The sequence below is a fragment of the Rhodanobacter sp. FW510-R10 genome, from assembly GCF_058781105.1.
In genome coordinates this window covers 549748-568714 of the sequence record NZ_JBYSWL010000001.1, presented here as the reverse complement: position 1 = coordinate 568714, position 18967 = coordinate 549748, and the positions used below count along the sequence as shown (strand labels likewise).

Genomic DNA, 18967 nt, shown 5'->3' with positions numbered 1-18967 from the left:
GGCAAGCGTGACCGTCCTCGGGCCGCTCCCACTGTCCGGATCAATTTTCTTGGGCTTCGAATCCCATTGGGGCGTGTGAGATCGGGTCCGGCTTGGGCGGCGATATCTGGGACAATGGGTTGATGACGGAGACGAGCTTGTTCGACATTGGCGCCAACCTGACGCATGAGGCGTTTGCGCGCGACCTGGATCACGTGCTGCAACGCGCGGCCGGGCGGGACGTGGAGCACATCGTAGTGACGGGCGCCTCGCGCAGTGGCAGCGTGGAAGCGCTGGCGCTGGCCCGCGGCCATGGTGACGCGTTGTCGGCGACCGTGGGCGTGCATCCGCACCAGGCGGCGGAATATGACGATGATACCGAGGCCGTGCTGCGCGAGCTGGCGCGCGACCCGCTGGTGCGGGCAATTGGCGAGACCGGGCTGGACTACTACCGCGACTTCAGCCCGCGCGCGGCGCAACTGCGGGTATTCGAACGCCAACTGCGGCTTGCTGCCGAGCTGGGCATGCCGCTGTTCCTGCACCAACGCGATGCGCACGAGGATTTCCTCGCCTTGCTCCGGCGCTATCGCGATCGCGTGCCGAATGCGGTCGTGCACTGCTTCACCGATACCGCCGAGGCACTGCACGACTACCTGGCCTTGGACTGCCACATCGGCATCACCGGCTGGATCTGCGATGAGCGCCGCGGCGTGCACCTGCGCGGGCTGGTGCGGGACATCCCGGCCAATCGTCTGATGCTGGAGACCGATGCGCCGTACCTGTTGCCACGCACCGTGCGCCCGGCACCGAAAGACCGGCGCAACGAGCCGGCCTACCTGCCCTATGTCTGCGCGCAGGTGGCGCACGATCGCGGCGAGCCGGTGGAAATCACGGCGGCGAACAGCACCGCCACCGCGCGCGCGTTCTTTGGCCTGCCGTCGTCCTGAGGACGGTACGCGGCGGCCGGTCGTCCGACGCAGTTACGGCCTTGCCGCCTTCACCCCCGAGCTGAAGCTGTCAGGGGAGAAGGGGCCAAGCTCAGCCTCGTGAGCAAGATTGAGGACGTGGTATCCCCCGTAACCGCAAGGCTTGGGTCAGAGGCCCCGGGCGAGGGGACCTCAGGCCAGGCGGCGGGTGGCGCCGGGAGGCAGGCCGCCGAGGCCGTAGTTGCCGATGCTTACGCGGATCAGGCGCAGGGTGGGGAAGCCGACGGCGGCGGTCATGCGCCGTACCTGGCGGTTGCGCCCTTCGCGCAGCGTCAGCCGCAGCCAGCTGGTGGGGATGTTGCGGCGCTCGCGGATTGGCGGGTCGCGCGGCCACAGCCAGTCCGGCTCCGCCACCCGCTCGGCGAGGGCCGGCAGGGTGGAGCCGCCGTTCAGGCCGACGCCGCGGCGCAGCGCTTCCAGCGCCCGGTCGTCGGGCTCGCCTTCGACCTGGACCAGGTAGGTCTTCGGCTGCTTGTGCCGCGGGTCCGTCAGGCGATGGGCGAGCGCGCCGTCGTCGGTGAGCAGCAGCAAGCCCTCACTGTCGCGATCCAGCCGTCCAGCCGCATAGACGCCTGGCTGATCGACGAACGACGCCAGCGTGCTGCGCCCCTGGGCATCGGTGAACTGGCACAGCACGCCGTAGGGCTTGTTCAACGCGATCAGCATGGCGTGGCAGGCTGGTCGCGGATGGCCCCGGATCTCAGCGTGGCGCGGCCGGCTTGACGAAGCGCAGCGTCATGCGGTCGGATTCGCCGATGGCGGCGTACTTCGCCCGGTCCTGGGCGCCCAGGGTATAGGTGGGCGGCAGCGTCCAGACACCTTTCGGATAATTCTTGGTGTCCTTCGGGTTGGCGTTGATCTCGCTGCTGGCGTCGAGCCTGAAGCCAGCGTCGGTGGCGAGTTTCACGACGTAGTCGGTGGGCAGGTAGCCGCTGCCCTTGACCGCGTCGAGCGTGGCGCCTTTTGCGGCGCGGTGGTCAACCACGCCGAGCACCCCGCCGGGACGCAGCACGTCGAAGAACGCCTTGAACATCGCCGGCGCCGTGCCCGCGCCCATCCAGTTGTGCACATTGCGGAAGGTCAACACGCGGTCGGCCGAACCAGGGTGGCCAAACACCGGCTCCTTTGGATCGAACTCGCGGACGGCGGCGTTGGCGTACCGCGCCGGGTCGGAGAGGAACTTGCGCTTCAGGCTGCTCTCGTCACGCTGCGCCTCGCGGTCCTTTGGTGCCGAAGCGACCGCGGCAATGTAGTGCCCACGGTCGCGCAAATAAGGCGCGAGCACTTCGCTGTACCAGCCGCCGCCCGGGGTGATCTCGATGACGGTCTGGTCCGGGCGCACCTCGAAGAACTCCAGCGTGGCCTTCGGGTGGCGATACACGTCGCGGGCGCGGTTGGCACTGCTGCGCCAATCGCCGGCCAGCGCGGGGTCGAGCGCGGCGGAGTCGGTGGCTTGCGTCGCCGCCCCGGCGGCCGGTGCCTGCTGGGCAAAGGCCGCGCTGCCCCAGGCCAGGCCGGCGCCGAGGGCCAGCAGCAGGCCGGCCGTGCGCAGCGGGCGATGGGCTTGATTGGCTACCGGATAAGCGTCGAGGTGTCTGGTCTGGCTAGGCATGGCTTGCACTCCTCGGAAATGGCCGCAGGATAGCGGCTGGGTCCCTGCATGGTACCGAATCGTCGCCGCTGCCGGCCTGCGGCGATTTGTGCATCGCGGTGGCCCGGTCCGGGCGCCAGTCGACATCTTTGCCGTCTTGCCCGAGCTTCCCCCTCGTCATTCCCGCGAAAGCGGGAGGCGCTTCACAACGGCGAATGCCGGTCATCCAGTGCTCTTGCTTTTCAGGCCACCCCAGCGAAAAGCCCCTGGATTCCCGCCTTCGCGCACTGCTGTCCGGAACGTTTTCGGAACCGCCTTTGCTTCATCTACGGTATCGTGCCAGGACGCCGAAACCCTACCTGGCGTCATTCCCGCGCAAGCGGGAATCCAGTGCTTTGGCCTTTGCAGACACCTAAAAGCACTGGATCCCCGCTTGCGCGGGGATGACGATGGAGGTTCGAGGTTCTGGGTAAGACAACGGGGTGACCACTTTTTTTTGAGTCCAGGTTGCGCGTGACAGCCGTCCAGCCTTGCGTCGCCACGTCTTCGGTGTCGCGGCACGAATTTATTCCGGACAGCAGTGCGCTTTCGCGGGAATGACGAGGAAGGGCGTTTCGCAGGAAGGTGATGACGTGGGGCCGCTCAGGCCTGGTCGTAGCGGATCACGGAGCGGATGGTCTTGCCGGCGTGCATCAGCTCGAACGCCTCGTTGATGCGCTCGAGCGGCAGCACGGCGCTGATCATCTCGTCGATCTTGATCTCGCCGGCGAGGTAGCGCTCGACGTAACCCGGCAACTGCGAGCGGCCCTTCACCCCACCGAACGCGGAGCCGCGCCAGACCCGGCCAGTGACGAGCTGGAATGGCCGCGTGCGGATTTCCTGGCCGGCGCCGGCCACGCCAATGATGGTGGATTCGCCCCAGCCCTTGTGGCAGCACTCCAGCGCCGAGCGCATCAGGTCGACGTTGCCGACGCATTCGAAGGAATAGTCCACGCCACCGTGGGTGAGCTCGACGATCACCTGTTGGATCGGCGTGTCGGGATGGTCGGCGCTGTTCACGCAGTCGGTCGCGCCGAGCGCGCGCGCCATGACGAATTTCTCCGGGTTGCAGTCCACCGCGATGATGCGCGCGGCCTTGGCCATCACCGCGCCCTGGATCACCGACAGGCCGATGCCGCCCAGGCCAAACACAGCCACGGTGGCGCCGGGTTCGACCTTCGCCGTGTTCAGCACCGCGCCAATGCCGGTGGTGATGCCGCAGCCGAGCAGGCAGACCTTGTCCAGCGGCGCGGCCGGATTGATTTTCGCAATCGCGATTTCCGGCAGCACGGTGTACTCGCTGAACGTGCTGGTGCCCATGTAGTGCAGCAAGGGTTTGCCGCCCAGCGAAAAGCGCGAGGTGCCGTCGGGCATCAGGCCCTGGCCCTGGGTCACGCGAATCTTCTGGCACAGGTTGGTCTTGCCCGAGCGGCAGTACTCGCACTCGCCGCATTCGGGGGTGTAGAGCGGGATCACGTGGTCGCCGGGCTTGACCGTGGTGACACCGGGGCCGACGTCCTCGACGATGCCGCCGCCCTCGTGGCCAAGAATCACCGGGAATTGGCCTTCCGGATCATCGCCGGACAAGGTGAACGCGTCGGTGTGGCAGACGCCGGTGGCCACGATGCGCACCAGCACTTCGCCGGCCTGCGGCCCGGCGACGTCCACTTCCTCGATGCTGAGGGGCTGGCCTGCGGCCCAGGCGACGGCGGCGCGTGACTTCATGTTGGTCTCCTTCGGTCCGGATTCGTGACGGTGTCCGGCCATGGTACCCGGCTCGTGCCTCGCTACGGGCGACGGCCGAGCATTGGAGCGGCGAGGCGCAGGAACAGGAAGGACCTGCCGCTGAGCGCTGCCGCCAGCATCAGCCCGAGCCGCGTGCGCCGATCGCGGTGGGGCCGGGCCGGGATCGGCAGGCGCGAGCCGCGCCGGCGCGTCGCCGTGGCACCTGGCGCATCACGTGTTGCCGGTCTGCACGGCGCTTCGATTTTCGCGATATGGTGGCGCAAGGACACCATGTCTTCCGACAGCGTTGTCAATTCCCTCAACATGGGGCGTCTTGTGGCGGTTTGCGCCGGAGCTTGGCGGGGCGCGAAGATAGTGCGGGCGGACCGCCATAACCAGCGGCCAATTCCCAACATGGACTTGAGGAACGTTCAAGATGGGACGAGTGCCGCTCAATGCGTTGCAGATCTTCGTCGCCGCCGCGCGCGCGCAAAACCTCACCCGCGCGGCCGAGCGCCTGCACCTGACCGTCAGCGCCCTGAGTCACCAGATTCGGCTGCTGGAGCAGCGGGTGGACTGCGTTTTGTTCGTGCGTGGTCCGCGTGGGCTGACCCTGACTGCCGAGGGGCAGCGCCTGCTCAGGAATGTCGCCCCGCACCTCGATGCCGTCGAGGAGGCGCTGAAACCGCTGTGCGCGCGTTCCGGCCACGCGCTCTCGCTGTCGGCGATGCCATCGATGACGACGAGCTGGCTGCTGCCGCGGCTTCCGGCTTTTGTCGCCAAGCATCCCGAGGTCGAATTGAATCTGCATTCGGCGATCGAGCTGGTGGACTTCGCTGACGGCCGTTATGACGCCGCGCTGCGCTACGGTGCCGGCCGATGGCCGAACGTGACCGTCGAGCTCCTGCTCGAGGAGTGGCTCACGCCCGTGGCAAGCCCGGCGCTGCTTGGCAGCCATAAACGCTTGCGTCCCGGCTCGCTCGGCAAACTGCCGTTGTTGGGCCCGGAAGACGCCTGGCAGGAATGGTTCGCGATGCATGGCGGGACCCAGCCCAAGCGGTACGCCACCTCGTTCAGTGATTCCGAATCGCGTCAACGTGCGGCGGTTGAAGGGCTGGGCGTCGCGCTGGGACGCACCACCATGGTTCGGCCCCTGATCGAGGCCGGGCAACTCGTCGCGCTGGTCCCCGAGCAAATGAAGGCCGACCGCGCGCACTATCTCGTGTATCCCGAACGTTCGCGCAAGCATGCGGGCTTCGTTGCGTTTCGCGCGTGGCTGCTGGACGAAGCCGCACGCTTTGCCGCGGCGCCGCCTGCTGGATTTACCGTACGCCACCGGACTTGAGCCGGACCCGGGACCGTCTTGCGGTCTTGAGCATTATTCAAGTCTGCCTTGCCGAAATATCGCTTTTGGGCCGATCACACCTTGTGTACCTTGAGCACACCGCAATATGGCAGCTCGAGGTGCAGGTCATGAATTCACTTTGGAAAGACCTGGTTTACGTCCATTCCCGCCTGCTCTGGCGGGAAGATCTGATGTGGCGGGACCAAGCCGGCACTGGCCTGGTCCGTCGCGCGCCACACGCCTGCAGCCGGCCCAGACGCCTCGACCACGGCGGAAAGGACGAGCCGGAGTCGCCGAAAAAAGACGCGTCGCACTGGCCGCGATTGGCCGCGCCACGCTGAGTCCCGCCGCCCCCGGTCGCCCGGACCGCGACCGCGGAGCGTGACGCGAATTTGCCGCAGGGTGCATGCTTGGTATCTTGGTCATGGAGGTACCTGCGATGCACAAGCGGCAGCTCGGCAATTCACCACTTTCGATCTTCCCGTTCGTCCTCGGCGGCAACGTGTTTGGCTGGACGGTCGACGAGCGCCGCGCCTTCGAGGTGCTGGATGCGTTCGTCGCCGCCGGCGGCAACATGATCGACACCGCGGATAGTTATCCGGCCTGGGTGCCAGGAAATCGTGGCGGCGAGTCGGAGACCATCATCGGCCGTTGGCTGCGCGCGAGCGGCAAGCGCGACCAGGTGCTGATTGCCACCAAGGTCGGCAAGTGGGCGCGTCAGCAGGGCCTGTCGTCATTCAACTTGAATCAGGCCCTGGAAGGTTCGCTGCGCCGGCTGCAAACCGATCGCATCGACCTCTATCAGGCCCACCAGGATGATGCCGGCGTCCTGCTCGCCGACACGTTGGGCGGCTTTGCGCGATTGATTGAGCACGGCAAGGTGCGCGTGATCGGCGCTTCGAACTACCCTGCGACCCGCCTCGCCGACGCGCTGGCGGTGGCCAAGCGTCTGGGCTTGCCGCGCTATGAAACGCTGCAGCCGGGGTACAGCCTGGCCAATCGCGCCGACTACGAGCGCGCGCTGGAACCATTGGCGCGGCGCGAGAACCTCGGCGTGATCTGCCATTCCGCGCTGGCTGGTGGTTTCCTGAGCGGCAAGTACCGCAGCCTGGCCGACGTGGCGCGGCACACTGCGCGGGGCGGGATGGTGAAGCGCTATCTCGATGACCGCGGCCTGCACCTGCTGGACGCGCTGGACCGCGTTGCGGAGGCCCATCACGCCACGGTGGCGCAGGTGGCGCTGGCCTGGCTGATTGCGCGTCCCGGCGTGGCCGCGCCCATCGTCAGCGCGACCTCGGTGGCCCAGCTGGAAGAATTGCTGGGCGCGGTGGAACTCAAGCTGCAGCCCGAAGAAATCGTCTACCTGACCAGCCTGGACACCGAATTCCCGCCCGTCCGACCGCGCGTCGAGTACCACTAAGGAAGGTCTGAATAATTGCCGTCATCCCCGCGAAAGCGGGGATCCAGTGAGGCTAAGTCGTTGAAATCAAAGACACTGGATTCCCGCTTTCGCGGGAATGACGATCAAGAGCGAATTGTTCAGAGCTTCCCTAAGCCTGGCTGCGCGGAAGCACCAGGATCTTTCGCCGCCGTCCGAACGTCTTCGGAGGCCCACACCAATGTCGTGCTGTTCTCTTCGTTGCCATTCCCGTGGAGAAACCTTCTCGGCGTCATTCCCGCTTGACCAGCCTTCGGCTGTTGAAGAGCGCCTCGCGGGAATGACGCCGAGAGTTCGCAGGGGGAAAGCCGGCTCGCCGTCAGTGCGCGGCCAGCGTGGCCAGCGCGGCGTTGAAGGCTGGGCTGGGCCGCATGGCCTTGCCGACGCGCTCGAGGTCGGGGCGGTAATAGCCGCCAATATCCACGCGCTTGCCCTGCGCAGCGTGGAGCTCGCCGATGATCCGCGTCTCCTGATCGGCCAGAGTCTTGGCCAGCGGCGTGAACACGGCCTTGAGCTGCGGGTCGTCGTCCTGCGCCACCAGCGCCTGCGCCCAGTACAGCGCAAGGTAGAAATGGCTGCCGCGGTTGTCCAGCTCACCGAGCTTGCGCGCGGGCGATTTGTTGTGGTCGAGGACTTTGCCGTTGGCTTGGTCCAGCGTCTTTGCCAATACCGCGGCGCGCTGGTTGCCGTAGTGCCCGGCGAGATGCTCGAACGAGGCGGCGAGGGCAAGGAACTCACCCAGCGAATCCCAACGCAGGTAGTCCTCTTCCAGGAACTGCTGCACGTGCTTGGGCGCCGAGCCGCCGGCGCCGGTCTCGAACAGCCCGCCGCCGGCCATCAGCGGCACGATGGAGAGCATCTTGGCGCTGGTGCCGAGTTCCATGATCGGGAACAGGTCGGTGAGGTAATCGCGCAGCACGTTGCCAGTGACCGAGATCGTGTCCCGACCCTGGCGGATGCGCTCCAGCGAAAACTTCGTGGCCGCCACCGGATCGAGGATGCGGATGTCGAGGCCCGCGGTGTCGTGGTCCTTCAGGTAGCGCTCGACCAGGGCGATCAGCGTGCGGTCGTGGGCGCGGGCGGGGTCGAGCCAGAACACCGCCGGCGTGTTGGACAGGCGCGCGCGCGACACGGCAAGCTTTACCCAGTCGCGCACCGGCGCATCCTTGGTCTGGCACATGCGCCAGATGTCGCCGGCTTCCACCGCGTGCTGCAGCAGCACCTTGCCGGATTCATCCGTGACCTTGACCGTGCCGTCGGCCACGATCTGGAAGGTCTTGTCGTGCGAGCCGTACTCCTCGGCCGCCTGCGCCATCAGGCCGACGTTGGGCACGCTGCCCATCGTCGTGGGGTCGAACGCGCCATGTGCCTTGCAGTCTTCAATCGTCGCCTGGTAGACGCCGGCGTAGCTGCGATCGGGGATCACCGCCTTGGTGTCCTGGCGCTCGCCCTTGGCGTTCCACATCTTGCCGGAGTCCCGGATCATCGCCGGCATCGAGGCGTCGATGATGACATCGCTGGGGACGTGCAGGTTGGTGATGCCCTTGTCGGAATTCACCATGGCCAACGCCGGGCGTTGGGCGTACTCGGCGGCGATGTCGGCCTCGATCGTCGCGCGCGTCGCAGCCGGCAAGGTATCGAGCCGCGCGTACAGGTCGCCGAGGCCGTTGTTCGGGTTGAAGCCGGCCTGCGCCAGCGCGTCGGCGTGCTTGGCCAGCGCGTCCCTGTAGAACTCGCCCACGGCGATGCCGAACATGATTGGGTCGGACACCTTCATCATGGTGGCCTTGAGGTGCAGCGAGAACAGCACGCCCTGCTTTTGCGCGTCGGCGATCTGTGCGTCGATGAAGGCGGCCAGCGCGTGGCGCGACATCACCGCGGCGTCGATGATCTCGCCGGCCTTGAGCGCGGTCTTCTCCTTCAGGACCTTGCTGGCGCCGTCCTTGCCGAACCACTCGATCTTCACCGCCGTGGGCGCGGCGACGGTGGCGCACTGCTCACTGCCGTAGAAATCACCTTCGTCCATGTGCGCCACGTGGGTCTTCGATTCCTTGCTCCATGGGCCCATCTTGTGCGGGTGCTTGCGCGCGTAGTTCTTCACCGAGGGTGGTGCCCGCCGGTCGGAATTGCCCTGGCGCAGCACCGGGTTGACGGCGCTGCCCTTGACCTGGTCATAGCGCGCCTTGATGTCCGTTTGCGCGGCGTCAGCCGGATGGTCCGGGTAATCCGGCAGCGCGTAGCCTTGGGCCTGCAGTTCCTTGATCGCAGCCTTGAGCTGCGGCATCGAGGCACTGATGTTCGGCAGCTTGATGATGTTGGCCTCGGGCGTGAGGGCCAGGGCGCCAAGCGCGGCCAGCTCATCGGGAACCTGTTTCGCGGCGTCGAGCAATTCGGGGAACTTGGCGAGGATGCGCCCGGCCAGCGAGATATCGCGCGTCTCCATGGTGATGCCTGCCGTGCGCGCGAATGCGCTGACGATCGGCAGCAAGGACTGTGTGGCGAGGAACGGCGCTTCGTCCGTCAGGGTGTAGATGATCGTGGGTGTGGGCGACATGGGCGCGACGGTCCTCCAGGCGGAATGGGCGTCGCGAAGGCATTGACCGCGGGCGGGCGCCCGCGGGACCCGGCGTGAGCTTGCGGCAACGGCAGGCGTTGCGGGTTTCAGGCGGGGGCGTCTCGCGACGGGCTATTGTCGCGGTTTGCGCCGCCGCGCGAAAGTGCGCAGCCGAGGCTGGAGGATGGATCGTGTTTGTGGGAGCTCACCAGCGGGCTTCCACGACGTCAATGGATTGCGAGATCAGGCGTGTTTACTGCGGGCACACAAAAACCGCCGGCGTGGCCTCACCGACGGTTCGTGTGCTGTATCAGCAGCGAATCTTTTAGTGCACCGAACCCGTGGTGGCGGGTACCGCCGGTGCCGTGCTGGTCGGAGCCGGGGCCATCGGAGGTGGCTCGGTCACGGGCGGCATGGCCGGCTGCGCGGACATCGCCGGTGGCGGTGTGCCAGCGTCTGCGGGCGGATTTTCGTTCTTGTTGCTGCAGGCGCTCAGGCCCAGCGCTGCGGCCACCAGGGTGGCCAGGATCAACTGTTGGTGGATCGTCTTCATGCGCACGTTCTCCTTGGATCGGAATGCCAGTGTAGCTCGCCAAACCCAGCGCCGGTAAGAGCCTTGCCGCGTCGCACCCGAACAAGCCGAGGTCGCGAACACGATCTTGGCGATCCGGCAGTTAAGGATCGGTGACGGGATATTCTGCCACGACACGTGCCACAACGGCATGTGCCGTGCCCCTTTGCTGTGTCCCCGGTTCGCGGCCGGTCAGAATACGAAACGGAAGCCCATGTTGATGTTGTTGAATTTCTGGCTGTCGTCGCCAAAGCGGCCACTGTAGCCGAACCAGCTGTTGATGGTGGGCGTCAGTTGCGCGGACACGCCGAGTTCGGCCGTGCCCCAACTTTTGTCCGGGGTGAAGCCGGGCAATTCGAACGTACCGTTCATGCTGTTGAGGCCGGCGAGGACCAAACGCGGATCGGCCTTGTTGTCGTGGTTCCAGGCCAGTTCCGCGTAGGGTGACATCACCATGTTGCCGGTCTGCCAGTGGCCTTGCAGACGCCAGCCCAGGGTCGTCACCAGCGCGTCGCGCTGCTGGCGCCCGAACCACATGGCCGTGCTGTCGTTGCCGTTTTCGTGATAGCCGCTGACCTTGACCGTATTCCATTCGACGGTGGCAAACGGTCCGGTGCTCAAGGCGTCGAAGTTGAACAGCCAGCCACCCGTCACACCAGCGCCCAGGTGCGTCCCATCGGCCTTGCCGGTCTCGGTGCGCCGCGCCGTACCGACGTCGAAGCGCCGCTCGATGTCCTTGAAGTTCGACTGCCCGACGTTCGCGTAGCCGCCGACGTAGGCACCGCCCTGGTGCCAGGTCAGGTAGCCCAGGCCGCTGATGTCCTGCATCTTGTAGCCACCGCCGGCACGGGAGACGTCGGCCGTGTTTTGCCCCACGCCGAGCGCGACCCCGGCGGACAGGTGGTCGCTGGCGCGCACGTCGGCGCCCAGGGTGAAGTTGACGTTGTTGCTGGTCGCCCGTGGCGAGTCATCGCTGCTCTTGAAGCGCTGGCGGGCGCCGTCGATGTTGAAGAACATGCGGGTTTCGCCGGCTTGGCTGTCGAGCAGCATTTGCTTGCGCAGCGCCCGCGTCTGCGCAGTCATTGACGCAAGCGGGGCTTCAGCCAGCAAGGACATTTGCCCTGGCGCCTGCAGTTCGGCGGTCAGGTATTGGCCGAGAATGGCGTGGGTGGCGGTGGTCGGGTGCACGCCGTCGGCAAACAGGTAGCTCTGCTCGGTGCCGGGCGCATAGGTGTAAGGCAGGCCGGAACCCTGCGGGCCGCAGGCGACCGAGCTGGAGCCGACCCCGCAGGCCGGCGTGGTGACGTTGCTCAAACCGTAGGCCTGGGGGCTGGCGATGAGTTCGGAGAACAGGCCCTGGATGTTGACCGGGATGATGCCGGTATGCATTTGCCCGAGGCCGGCATTGAGCTGGCTGTTGAAGATCTGGCTGAGGCCGCTCAAGGCGGCGGCACCGGCCGGGCCCTGGGCCAGCGCCGATGGCGTCGAGCCGATGTCGGGCAGGTTGAAGACCAGGATGTGCTTGGCCCCGGCGGCCTGTAGCTGCCCAATCAAGTTCACTTCCTGCTGTGCGGCACCGGCAATCGCGGCCTGGGCCTGTTCGGCGGTTTCCAGTGACGCGACCTGGGCTCCGGCCGCCACGGCGGCGGTGACCTGGGCGGTGACCGTCGGCGTGATCTGCGCGGTGAACGCGGCGACCATTTCCGGCGGCACGTGGTTGGCGGCAATTTGCGCGGCAATGGTCTGCGCAATCAATTGTTGCGCGGTGGCTGCCGCGCCCGCGGCAGTGGCGTGGTAGAAGATGTCGTTGGCGCCGCCCCAGACCGAATACAGGGCGTTTGCGTCTACTTTGCCGCTCGCCAGATAGCCGCCGACCTGGCTGCTGATCGTGGGTACGGCGCCCGGGGTGCCGGGGGAGTTCGTGAGTACGCCGGCCCCGCCCCAGGCGTAGTCGGAGCCACCCGTCAGCGACGGGGCGAGCGTGAAGCCGAGGTTGCTGGCCAGGTGCTCGATGCCGACCGTGCCCGGATTGGTGGTGAAGCGCAGCGGCGGTTGCAGTGTGGGGTTCGTTGCCAGCGAGATATTGCCGTCGTCGCTGAGGCTGTCGCCAAAGACAACCACCTGGCTGAACTGGCTGGCCGTGGCCGTGGCGCTGTAGAGCAGGGTGGCGGCAATGGCAGAGGCGAGGTAACGGGTGCGATGCATGGGGAACTCCTGACAGATGTGGTCATGTCGATGGTGTGCGTGGCGTTGCGTGTGGAGCGCAAGGCAACGTCCCTGGCGTCAGGTTGGCGCTGGTGCCTGGGCGCTGGCGAAGCATCGACAGGCACCCCCGCCTGCAACCGCTTCAGTCGGGCAGGTGGCGTGGCCATGGTATCCCATTGGCCGGCGCTACCGGGGGCGTGGATCAGGCACTGAGCGAACCGCGCGGGGAGTCGCCTGGCTCGGCTGGCGGCGCGATGGCATTGGCCCCGCCGGCGCGGCCATTCAGCACCAGGGTGCCGGCCATCAGGTCGTGCAGACCCTGCTTGCGTGGCATCCAGGCCACCATCAGCACACCGATGAAGATGATCATGAAGCTGATGATCTTGGCGCCGTAGCGCCCCAGAGCGCGCGGGAAGCTGATGCGCTGGCCGTGCAGATCGGTGACGTGGACGCCAAGCGCGAGCTTGCCGAGGGTCGCCTGCCAGCGGGAGCTTTCGCAGGCCGCGAAATACAGCCAGGCCAGCAGCGCCCCCAGCAGCATCGCCGGCCACATGAGGGTGTAGTAATGCTGGTAGGCCGCGAGCATCTGCGGCAGATCCCCCACCGCGTTGCTGAGCGTCTGTTCCAGCGCGGCCTGCGCCCGCGCCCCGCCCAGCGCGCGATCGATCAGCATGTTCGGGATGTACAGGACGATGGCGTCGATCAGATAGGCCAGCACCCGTTTCCAAAACCCGGCGTAGCTCGGTGCCTGCGCGATCGTCGGCGGTGGTGGCGGGGTGGCAGCCGCGGGCGCGTCGCCGGGCACGGCGTCGGGCATCAACACCGACAGCGGCTGCCAGTCGGCGAGCCCTTCGCGCCAGCCGAGGTCGGCGCCGCTCATCTTGCCTTCGCGCAACCATTGGCGCACCTCCGCTTCCGGGTATGGCCCATGGCGTTCGCCGTCGCGCCCGATCCAGATTTCCATGATCTGCTCCCTCGTCGCGGTGCTGCGCACTTGCTGGTTTGCATGATGCCACGCCGGCGCCAGGACTCGCGCGCACGGCATGCCCGCGGCAACGCGTGGGCGTGGCTCAGGCGGCGCGGCGCTGCAAGTGCACCAGCAGCAGCGAGATGGCCGCCGGGGTCACGCCGCTGATGCGCGCTGCCTGGCCCAGGGTCACCGGCAGCGAGCGCTTGAGTTTCAGCGCCACCTCGGCGGATAGGCCACGCACCCGGTCGTAGTCGAAATCAGCCGGGATGCGGGTCTGTTCGTGACGGCGCTGGCGCTCGATCTCCTCGCGTTGGCGCTCCAGGTAGCCGGCGTATTTCACCTGCACCTCGACCTGGGCGGCGACGTCCTCGGCAGGTACCGGTGGTCCGAAGCCGGGCGTGGTGGTGAGGGCGGCATAGTCCAGTTCTGGGCGTCGCAGGAGCTCGGCGGCACTGGCGTCATGGTTGATGGCGAGGCCGTGGGTGGCCTGCAGCGCATTGCCCAGGGCGTTGTGCGGGGTGATCCACAGCGCCTGCAGGCGTGCGAGCTCGTGCGCCACGGCATCACGCTTGCGGCACATGGCGTCGTAGCGCTGCTGCGGCACCAGGCCCAGGCGGTAACCGGTTTCGCTCAAGCGCAGGTCGGCGTTGTCTTCGCGCAGGTGCAGGCGGTATTCGGCGCGCGAGGTGAACATGCGGTACGGCTCCTGCGTGCCGTTGGCGGTGAGGTCATCGATGAGCACGCCGGTATAGCCTTCGTCGCGACGTGGATACCAGGGCTCGCGGCCCTGCACGGCGAGTGCGGCGTTGAGCCCGGCAATCAGGCCTTGCGCGGCGGCTTCCTCGTAGCCGGTGGTGCCATTGATCTGGCCGGCAAAGTACAGGCCGCCCACGGCCTTGGTTTCCAGCCACGGGTTCAGGCCGCGCGGGTCGAAATAGTCATATTCAATGGCGTAGCCTGGCCGCGTGATATGGGCGTTGGCGAAGCCCCGGATCGAGTGCACCAAGGCGAGCTGCAGGTCGAACGGGAGCGAGGTGGAGATCCCGTTGGGATAGATTTCGAAGGTGTCGAGACCTTCGGGTTCTATGAAGATCTGGTGGCTGGACTTGTCGGCGAAGCGCACCACCTTGTCCTCGATCGACGGGCAGTAGCGCGGGCCGGTGCCTTCGATCTGCCCGGTGTACAGCGGTGAGCGGTCCAGGCCCTGGCGAATGATGGCGTGGGTCTGCTCGTTGGTGTGGGTAATCCAGCAGCTGGTTTGGCGCGGGTGTTCGCGGGCCTCGCCGAGGTAGGAAAACACCGGCGGCGGCGTGTCGCCAAGCTGCTCCTCGAGCCCCGTGAAGTCGATGCTGCGCCGGTCGATGCGTGGCGGGGTGCCGGTCTTCAGGCGGCCGGTGGCAAACGGCAGCTCGCGCAGCTTGGCCGCCAGCGAGGTGGCTGGCGGGTCGCCGGCCCGGCCACCGGCGTACTGGGCCTGGCCGACGTGGATCTTGCCGGCGAGGAAGGTTCCGGCCGTGAGCACCACGCTGTGCGCGCGGAACACCAGGCCCATCTGCGTGGTTACGCCGATGACCCGCCCGCCCTCGAGCAGCAGGTCCGTGACCGGCTGCTGGAACAGCTGCAGCTTGGGTTGGGTCTCGACCGCATGACGGATGGCCGCCTTGTACAGCCCGCGGTCGGCCTGGCAGCGCGTGGCGCGCACCGCCGGTCCCTTGGCCGCGTTCAGCGTGCGCCACTGGATACCGGCCTGGTCGGCGGCATGCGCCATGATTCCGCCCAGCGCATCGATCTCCTTGACCAGGTGACCCTTGCCGATGCCGCCAATCGCCGGGTTGCAGCTCATGGCGCCGACCGTTTCCACGTTGTGCGTGAGCAGCAGCGTGCGTGCGCCGCAACGCGCGGCGGCCAGCGCCGCTTCGGTGCCGGCGTGGCCGCCGCCGATCACGATGACGTCGTAGGAGCAAGGATGCAGCATGGTGGATGGCGGGTGGCGTCGGGCTGGCGCGGGGCGTGTATGGTAGCGCGGCCGGCTTGTGGCATGGGCCGTGCATCCATGGATGGGCACTTTCCCCGGGCAGGCGCGGCGCATGGCGCGCCCGGATCAAACACAGGGTTCGATTGCGTACCGGGAGAGGGAGCATGGCGGCACCTGCGGGTGCCGTCTTAGTTTGCGGCGCAAAAAAAAGCCCCGCGTTTGGTTGCGCGAGGCTTTCCGCTTGAAAACTGGCGTCCGACGGCCTCTTAGAACAGGGGGAATCCAGGATGACCGTATAACCGAACGCCAGAAATCGGAAAGTCCAGCCAGGATGGGGTTTGCCGCCACCCAGGCGAAAATCCGTTGGTCGATTGGCAAAGCCTGACAGAACTCGCAGTCGCTGTCGATAGTGGGCACGAGTTGACCCAGGGCGTCAGCTCACAGGGCGCCGTCACAGGTCGGCTGTGACTGCCGTCACATGTGTTGCCGGCGGGTTTCGTGGTGCGAAGCGTGACTGCAATCACGATTGGCACGCCGGTTGCACTCTCCCCGATACCAAGAAGAAAGAGGGCAGGGGGAGAGATGAACCTGGATCTGGAAGGTCAATACGAACACCACGACCTCATCATCGAGGTGGGCAAGGTGGAGATGGCCATGGAGCGTCTGGAGGCGACCGCCGACGGCGACCGCGGTGCCTTGCGTCCCATCCTTGAGTCGCGGCTGACGCGCCTGCGCCAGCAGCTGGGCCATCTGCACGCCTGAGTCGGGCGGGCCCGGTCTGGTCGTGGGGACCGGCGCCTGGGAGCCTGGGCGGTAAAAGCCGCCCAGGCCCCTGGGCAGGATGCAGAGCCATTGGTCTGTGGAACGACGTCAGTGCCGCAGCATGCGCTGCAACAGGTCGGTCAGGTTGGATGACAGTTGCTCGCCCGCGGCGAGTGTCCCGATGGCCGCCCGCGCGGCCTCGCGGCGCACCGGTTCCAGCCGCTGCCAGTCATTGAAGGCCGTCGCCAGGCGTGCGGCAATCTGTGGATTGGCCCGGTCCAGCGTGGCCAGCCTCGCGGTGAGCAGGCGGTAGCCCGCGCCATCGGTGCGGTGGAAACCGCTGGGGTTGCTGCGCGCAAACGCGCCAAACAAGGCGTTGATCCGGTTTGGGTTGTGCCAGTTGAAATCCGAGTCGTGCTCAAGCGCTGCCACGCGCTCCAGCGCTGTCGGCCCAGGCACTTGCGCCTGCACGGTGAACCATTTGTCCAGCGCCAGCGGATCGTGCGCGTGCCGTGCGCGGAACTGCGCGAGCATGGGCGCGGCCGCCTCGATGTCGCTGTGCACCAGCACGCTCAGCGCGGCCAGGCGATCGGTCATGCCGGCGGCGCCGGCAAACTGCGCGGCTGCCAGCGGCCAGGCGCGATCCTGGTCGAGCAGGGCCAGCAAGGCCAGCAACCGGTGCTTCAGGCGCCGCCGCCCCTGGCTGGCGGCATCGAGCGCGCCGCCCGTTCCGGCGTGCAACGCCAGGTAGCGTCGCTCGATCGTCGCGGCACCCAGGCGGGCGGCCAATTGCCGGCGCAGTTGCCGGCGCAGCTGATGAATCTGCCCCGGGTCCACGGGGGTTTCGTGCGCCGCCAGCTCGGTTTCGGCCGGTGGACTCAGCAGCTCGGCGAGCAGGGCGTCGTCCACGACGCGGGCGTCGAACAGGCGGGCAAGCGCCCCAGACCATGCATCCAGTGCCTGGGTGGATCCACCGTCGCGCAGGTTGCGGTACGCGTGCACGGCGAGCAGCTGGCTGGCGTTCCAGCGGTTGAAACCGTCGTGGTCGTGCTCCAGCAGCACCGCCAGCTCCGCCGGGGTGGCGGTGTATTCCAGGATCACAGGCGCCGAGAAGCCGCGCAGCAGCGACGGGATGGGGGCAGTGTCCAGATCTTCGAAGACGAAGGTCTGCTGCGCCGAGTCGAGCAGCAGCACCTCTTCGTTGACGTCGGTGGCGGCATGCCCCTGCCGGTGCAGGGCGAGCATGTCGCCGGCCGGCGAGAACAAGGCCAGCTTCACCGGGATCGGCAGGTTCACGTGCGGCTGGTCGGCGCGGACCGTGGGCGCGTGTTGGCTGAGCGTCAAGGCGTAGCGACGGGTGGCGGCGTCGTAATGGCCTTGCGCGCGCAGCCGGGGCGTGCCGGCATGGTCGTACCAGGCCAGGCTGGGGCTGAGGTCGATGCCATTGGCTTCGCCCAGGGCGGCGAGGAAATCCTCCAGCGTCGCGGCACTGCCGTCGTTGCGCGCGAAGTACAGGTCCATGCCGCGTCGGAACGCCTCGGGGCCCAGGCGCCCGGCCAGCATGCGCACCAGCTCGGCACCTTTCTCGTAAATCGTGGCGGTGTAGAAGTTGTTGATTTCGCTGTACTGCGCCGGACGCACCGGGTGGGCAAGCGGGCCAGCGTCCTCGGGGAACTGGGTGCGGCGCAGCAGCGAGATGTCTTCGATGCGCTTGAGCGGGGCGGAGTTCATGGCGGCGGCGAAGCTCTGCTCGCGGAATACCGTCAGCCCTTCCTTGAGCGAAAGCTGGAACCAGTCGCGGCAAGTCACGCGGTTGCCGCTCCAGTTGTGGAAATACTCGTGGGCGATGACTGATTCGACGCGCCGGTATTCGTCGTCGGTGGTGCTCTCGAAATCCGCCAGCAGGCACTTGGAATTGAAGATGTTGAGGCCCTTGTTCTCCATTGCGCCCATGTTGAAGTCGTGGGTGGCGACCACGTGGAACACGTCCAGGTCGTAGTTGCGGCCGTAGGTCTGCTCGTCCCAGCGCATGGCGCGCTCGAGTGCATCCAGTGCGTAGTGGCAGCGGTCGATGGCATCGGCCTGCGCCCACATGCGGATCAACACCTGCCTGCCGTCGGCGGTGACGTAGTCGCGGTCCAGGTGTTCGAGTTGCCCGGCAACCAGCGCGAACAGGTAACTCGGCTTGCGGTGCGGATCGACGAAGCGCGCCCAGTGGCGTCCACCGGGCAGCTCGCCGGCACCATCGGGATTGCCGCCGGCCAGCAGCACGGGGAAGCGCTCGCGGTTCGCGCGCAGGGTCACGCTGTAGCGCGATTGCACGTCGGGTCGGTCGGGGAAGTAGGTGATGTGGCGGAAGCCCTGCGGCTCGCATTGGGTGAGCAGGAAGCCGGCCTCGCGGCTGCCGGAAAGGTACAGGCCTTCCAGCGCGGTGTTTGCCGCCGGACGGATGCGCACGCGGGTCTCCAGCACGCTGCCGTCGCGCGCGCCGTGGATGGTGAGCCGCCGCGCGTCGACCTGGCAGGCGTCGGGAGCCAATGCCTGCCCATCCAGGGTGGCGGACAGCAGTTCCAGCTCCTCGCCGTCGAGCTCGAGTGGCTGGGTGGGGTCGGCGCCATGCAGCACCAGGCGCGCGGCCACTTCGCTGTGTTCGAAGTCCAGGTCGAACTCCAGCGCCACCTCGTCCACGGTCCAGGCCGGGGCCCGATAATCCGCCAGGCGGGTCGGCGGGGCTGGATCGCGCGTTGCTGTGTTCATGGGCCTTGCTTCGTGTTGCGCCGGACAAAGAAGTCACAGGCTAACATGGTGGGGTTTACTCCCGACCGCA

Annotated in this window: 13 protein-coding genes; 4 read left to right on the top strand and 9 right to left on the bottom strand. The window is 67.1% G+C overall.

Annotation, left to right across the window (positions count from 1 at the left end; genetic code table 11):
• The first annotated feature begins 122 nt into the window (after positions 1 to 122).
• Positions 123 to 926: a TatD family hydrolase gene (locus tag AC3WJB_RS02275; RefSeq protein ID WP_492678288.1), complete on the top strand. Its 804-nt coding sequence runs from the start codon at positions 123 to 125 to the stop codon at positions 924 to 926.
• A 171-nt stretch (positions 927 to 1097) separates the two neighbouring features.
• On the opposite strand, the gene AC3WJB_RS02270 is transcribed toward AC3WJB_RS02275, so the two are convergent.
• The 3 genes from AC3WJB_RS02270 to AC3WJB_RS02260 all read right to left on the bottom strand — a co-directional run bounded on the left by AC3WJB_RS02270 (position 1098) and on the right by AC3WJB_RS02260 (position 4320).
• Positions 1098 to 1631, bottom strand: coding sequence for an rRNA large subunit pseudouridine synthase E (locus AC3WJB_RS02270; protein ID WP_492678286.1), 534 nt, complete (start codon positions 1629 to 1631; stop codon positions 1098 to 1100).
• Positions 1632 to 1665: 34 nt separating this feature from the next.
• Positions 1666 to 2577, bottom strand: a complete 912-nt coding sequence (locus AC3WJB_RS02265) for a class I SAM-dependent methyltransferase (protein ID WP_492678284.1) — start codon at positions 2575 to 2577, stop codon at positions 1666 to 1668.
• Between the two features lie 621 nt (positions 2578 to 3198).
• Positions 3199 to 4320: an S-(hydroxymethyl)glutathione dehydrogenase/class III alcohol dehydrogenase gene (locus AC3WJB_RS02260; protein WP_492678282.1), complete on the bottom strand. Its 1122-nt coding sequence runs from the start codon at positions 4318 to 4320 to the stop codon at positions 3199 to 3201.
• 436 nt (positions 4321 to 4756) lie between these two features.
• Here AC3WJB_RS02260 and AC3WJB_RS02255 point away from each other — a divergent pair, with 436 nt between their 5' ends.
• Both AC3WJB_RS02255 and AC3WJB_RS02250 read left to right on the top strand, forming a co-directional pair.
• Positions 4757 to 5665 carry a LysR substrate-binding domain-containing protein gene (locus AC3WJB_RS02255; protein ID WP_492678280.1) on the top strand — a complete coding sequence of 303 codons (909 nt, stop codon included), beginning with the start codon at positions 4757 to 4759 and terminating at the stop codon, positions 5663 to 5665.
• A gap of 439 nt (positions 5666 to 6104) precedes the next feature.
• Positions 6105 to 7085 carry an aldo/keto reductase gene (locus AC3WJB_RS02250; RefSeq protein WP_492683042.1) on the top strand — a complete coding sequence of 327 codons (981 nt, stop codon included), beginning with the start codon at positions 6105 to 6107 and terminating at the stop codon, positions 7083 to 7085.
• A 337-nt stretch (positions 7086 to 7422) separates the two neighbouring features.
• Here AC3WJB_RS02250 and AC3WJB_RS02245 read toward each other — a convergent pair whose 3' ends face one another.
• The 5 genes from AC3WJB_RS02245 to mnmG all read right to left on the bottom strand — a co-directional run bounded on the left by AC3WJB_RS02245 (position 7423) and on the right by mnmG (position 15378).
• Positions 7423 to 9657, bottom strand: coding sequence for an NADP-dependent isocitrate dehydrogenase (locus tag AC3WJB_RS02245; RefSeq protein WP_492678278.1), 2235 nt, complete (start codon positions 9655 to 9657; stop codon positions 7423 to 7425).
• Between the two features lie 325 nt (positions 9658 to 9982).
• Positions 9983 to 10210 (bottom strand): hypothetical protein, encoded by a 228-nt coding sequence (locus tag AC3WJB_RS02240; protein ID WP_492678276.1) that lies wholly within the window; start codon positions 10208 to 10210, stop codon positions 9983 to 9985.
• 210 nt (positions 10211 to 10420) lie between these two features.
• Complete coding sequence (locus AC3WJB_RS02235; RefSeq protein WP_492678274.1) at positions 10421 to 12433, bottom strand: autotransporter domain-containing protein; 2013 nt, start codon at positions 12431 to 12433, stop codon at positions 10421 to 10423.
• A 202-nt stretch (positions 12434 to 12635) separates the two neighbouring features.
• Positions 12636 to 13397 carry an RDD family protein gene (locus AC3WJB_RS02230; protein WP_492678272.1) on the bottom strand — a complete coding sequence of 254 codons (762 nt, stop codon included), beginning with the start codon at positions 13395 to 13397 and terminating at the stop codon, positions 12636 to 12638.
• 106 nt (positions 13398 to 13503) lie between these two features.
• Complete coding sequence (mnmG, locus tag AC3WJB_RS02225) at positions 13504 to 15378, bottom strand: tRNA uridine-5-carboxymethylaminomethyl(34) synthesis enzyme MnmG (protein ID WP_492678270.1); 1875 nt, start codon at positions 15376 to 15378, stop codon at positions 13504 to 13506.
• Positions 15379 to 15960: 582 nt separating this feature from the next.
• On the opposite strand from mnmG, the gene AC3WJB_RS02220 reads away from it, so the two are divergent.
• Positions 15961 to 16140, top strand: coding sequence for a hypothetical protein (locus AC3WJB_RS02220; protein ID WP_492678268.1), 180 nt, complete (start codon positions 15961 to 15963; stop codon positions 16138 to 16140).
• Positions 16141 to 16248: 108 nt separating this feature from the next.
• On the opposite strand, the gene pepN is transcribed toward AC3WJB_RS02220, so the two are convergent.
• Positions 16249 to 18897, bottom strand: coding sequence for an aminopeptidase N (pepN, locus tag AC3WJB_RS02215; protein ID WP_492678266.1), 2649 nt, complete (start codon positions 18895 to 18897; stop codon positions 16249 to 16251).
• Positions 18898 to 18967: the final 70 nt, after the last annotated feature.

What these genes read in the sequence shown, in the direction of transcription:
- AC3WJB_RS02260 (WP_492678282.1), bottom strand. Translation starts at nt 4,320, where the DNA reads ATGAAGTCACGCGCCGCCGTCGCCTGGGCCGCAGGCCAGCCCCTCAGC.
- mnmG (WP_492678270.1), bottom strand. Translation starts at nt 15,378, where the DNA reads ATGCTGCATCCTTGCTCCTACGACGTCATCGTGATCGGCGGCGGCCAC.
- pepN (WP_492678266.1), bottom strand. Translation starts at nt 18,897, where the DNA reads ATGAACACAGCAACGCGCGATCCAGCCCCGCCGACCCGCCTGGCGGAT.
- AC3WJB_RS02270 (WP_492678286.1), bottom strand. Translation starts at nt 1,631, where the DNA reads ATGCTGATCGCGTTGAACAAGCCCTACGGCGTGCTGTGCCAGTTCACC.
- AC3WJB_RS02250 (WP_492683042.1), top strand. Translation starts at nt 6,105, where the DNA reads ATGCACAAGCGGCAGCTCGGCAATTCACCACTTTCGATCTTCCCGTTC.
- AC3WJB_RS02240 (WP_492678276.1), bottom strand. Translation starts at nt 10,210, where the DNA reads ATGAAGACGATCCACCAACAGTTGATCCTGGCCACCCTGGTGGCCGCA.
- AC3WJB_RS02230 (WP_492678272.1), bottom strand. Translation starts at nt 13,397, where the DNA reads ATGGAAATCTGGATCGGGCGCGACGGCGAACGCCATGGGCCATACCCG.
- AC3WJB_RS02275 (WP_492678288.1), top strand. Translation starts at nt 123, where the DNA reads ATGACGGAGACGAGCTTGTTCGACATTGGCGCCAACCTGACGCATGAG.
- AC3WJB_RS02245 (WP_492678278.1), bottom strand. Translation starts at nt 9,657, where the DNA reads ATGTCGCCCACACCCACGATCATCTACACCCTGACGGACGAAGCGCCG.
- AC3WJB_RS02235 (WP_492678274.1), bottom strand. Translation starts at nt 12,433, where the DNA reads ATGCATCGCACCCGTTACCTCGCCTCTGCCATTGCCGCCACCCTGCTC.
- AC3WJB_RS02220 (WP_492678268.1), top strand. Translation starts at nt 15,961, where the DNA reads ATGAACCTGGATCTGGAAGGTCAATACGAACACCACGACCTCATCATC.
- AC3WJB_RS02255 (WP_492678280.1), top strand. Translation starts at nt 4,757, where the DNA reads ATGGGACGAGTGCCGCTCAATGCGTTGCAGATCTTCGTCGCCGCCGCG.
- AC3WJB_RS02265 (WP_492678284.1), bottom strand. Translation starts at nt 2,577, where the DNA reads ATGCCTAGCCAGACCAGACACCTCGACGCTTATCCGGTAGCCAATCAA.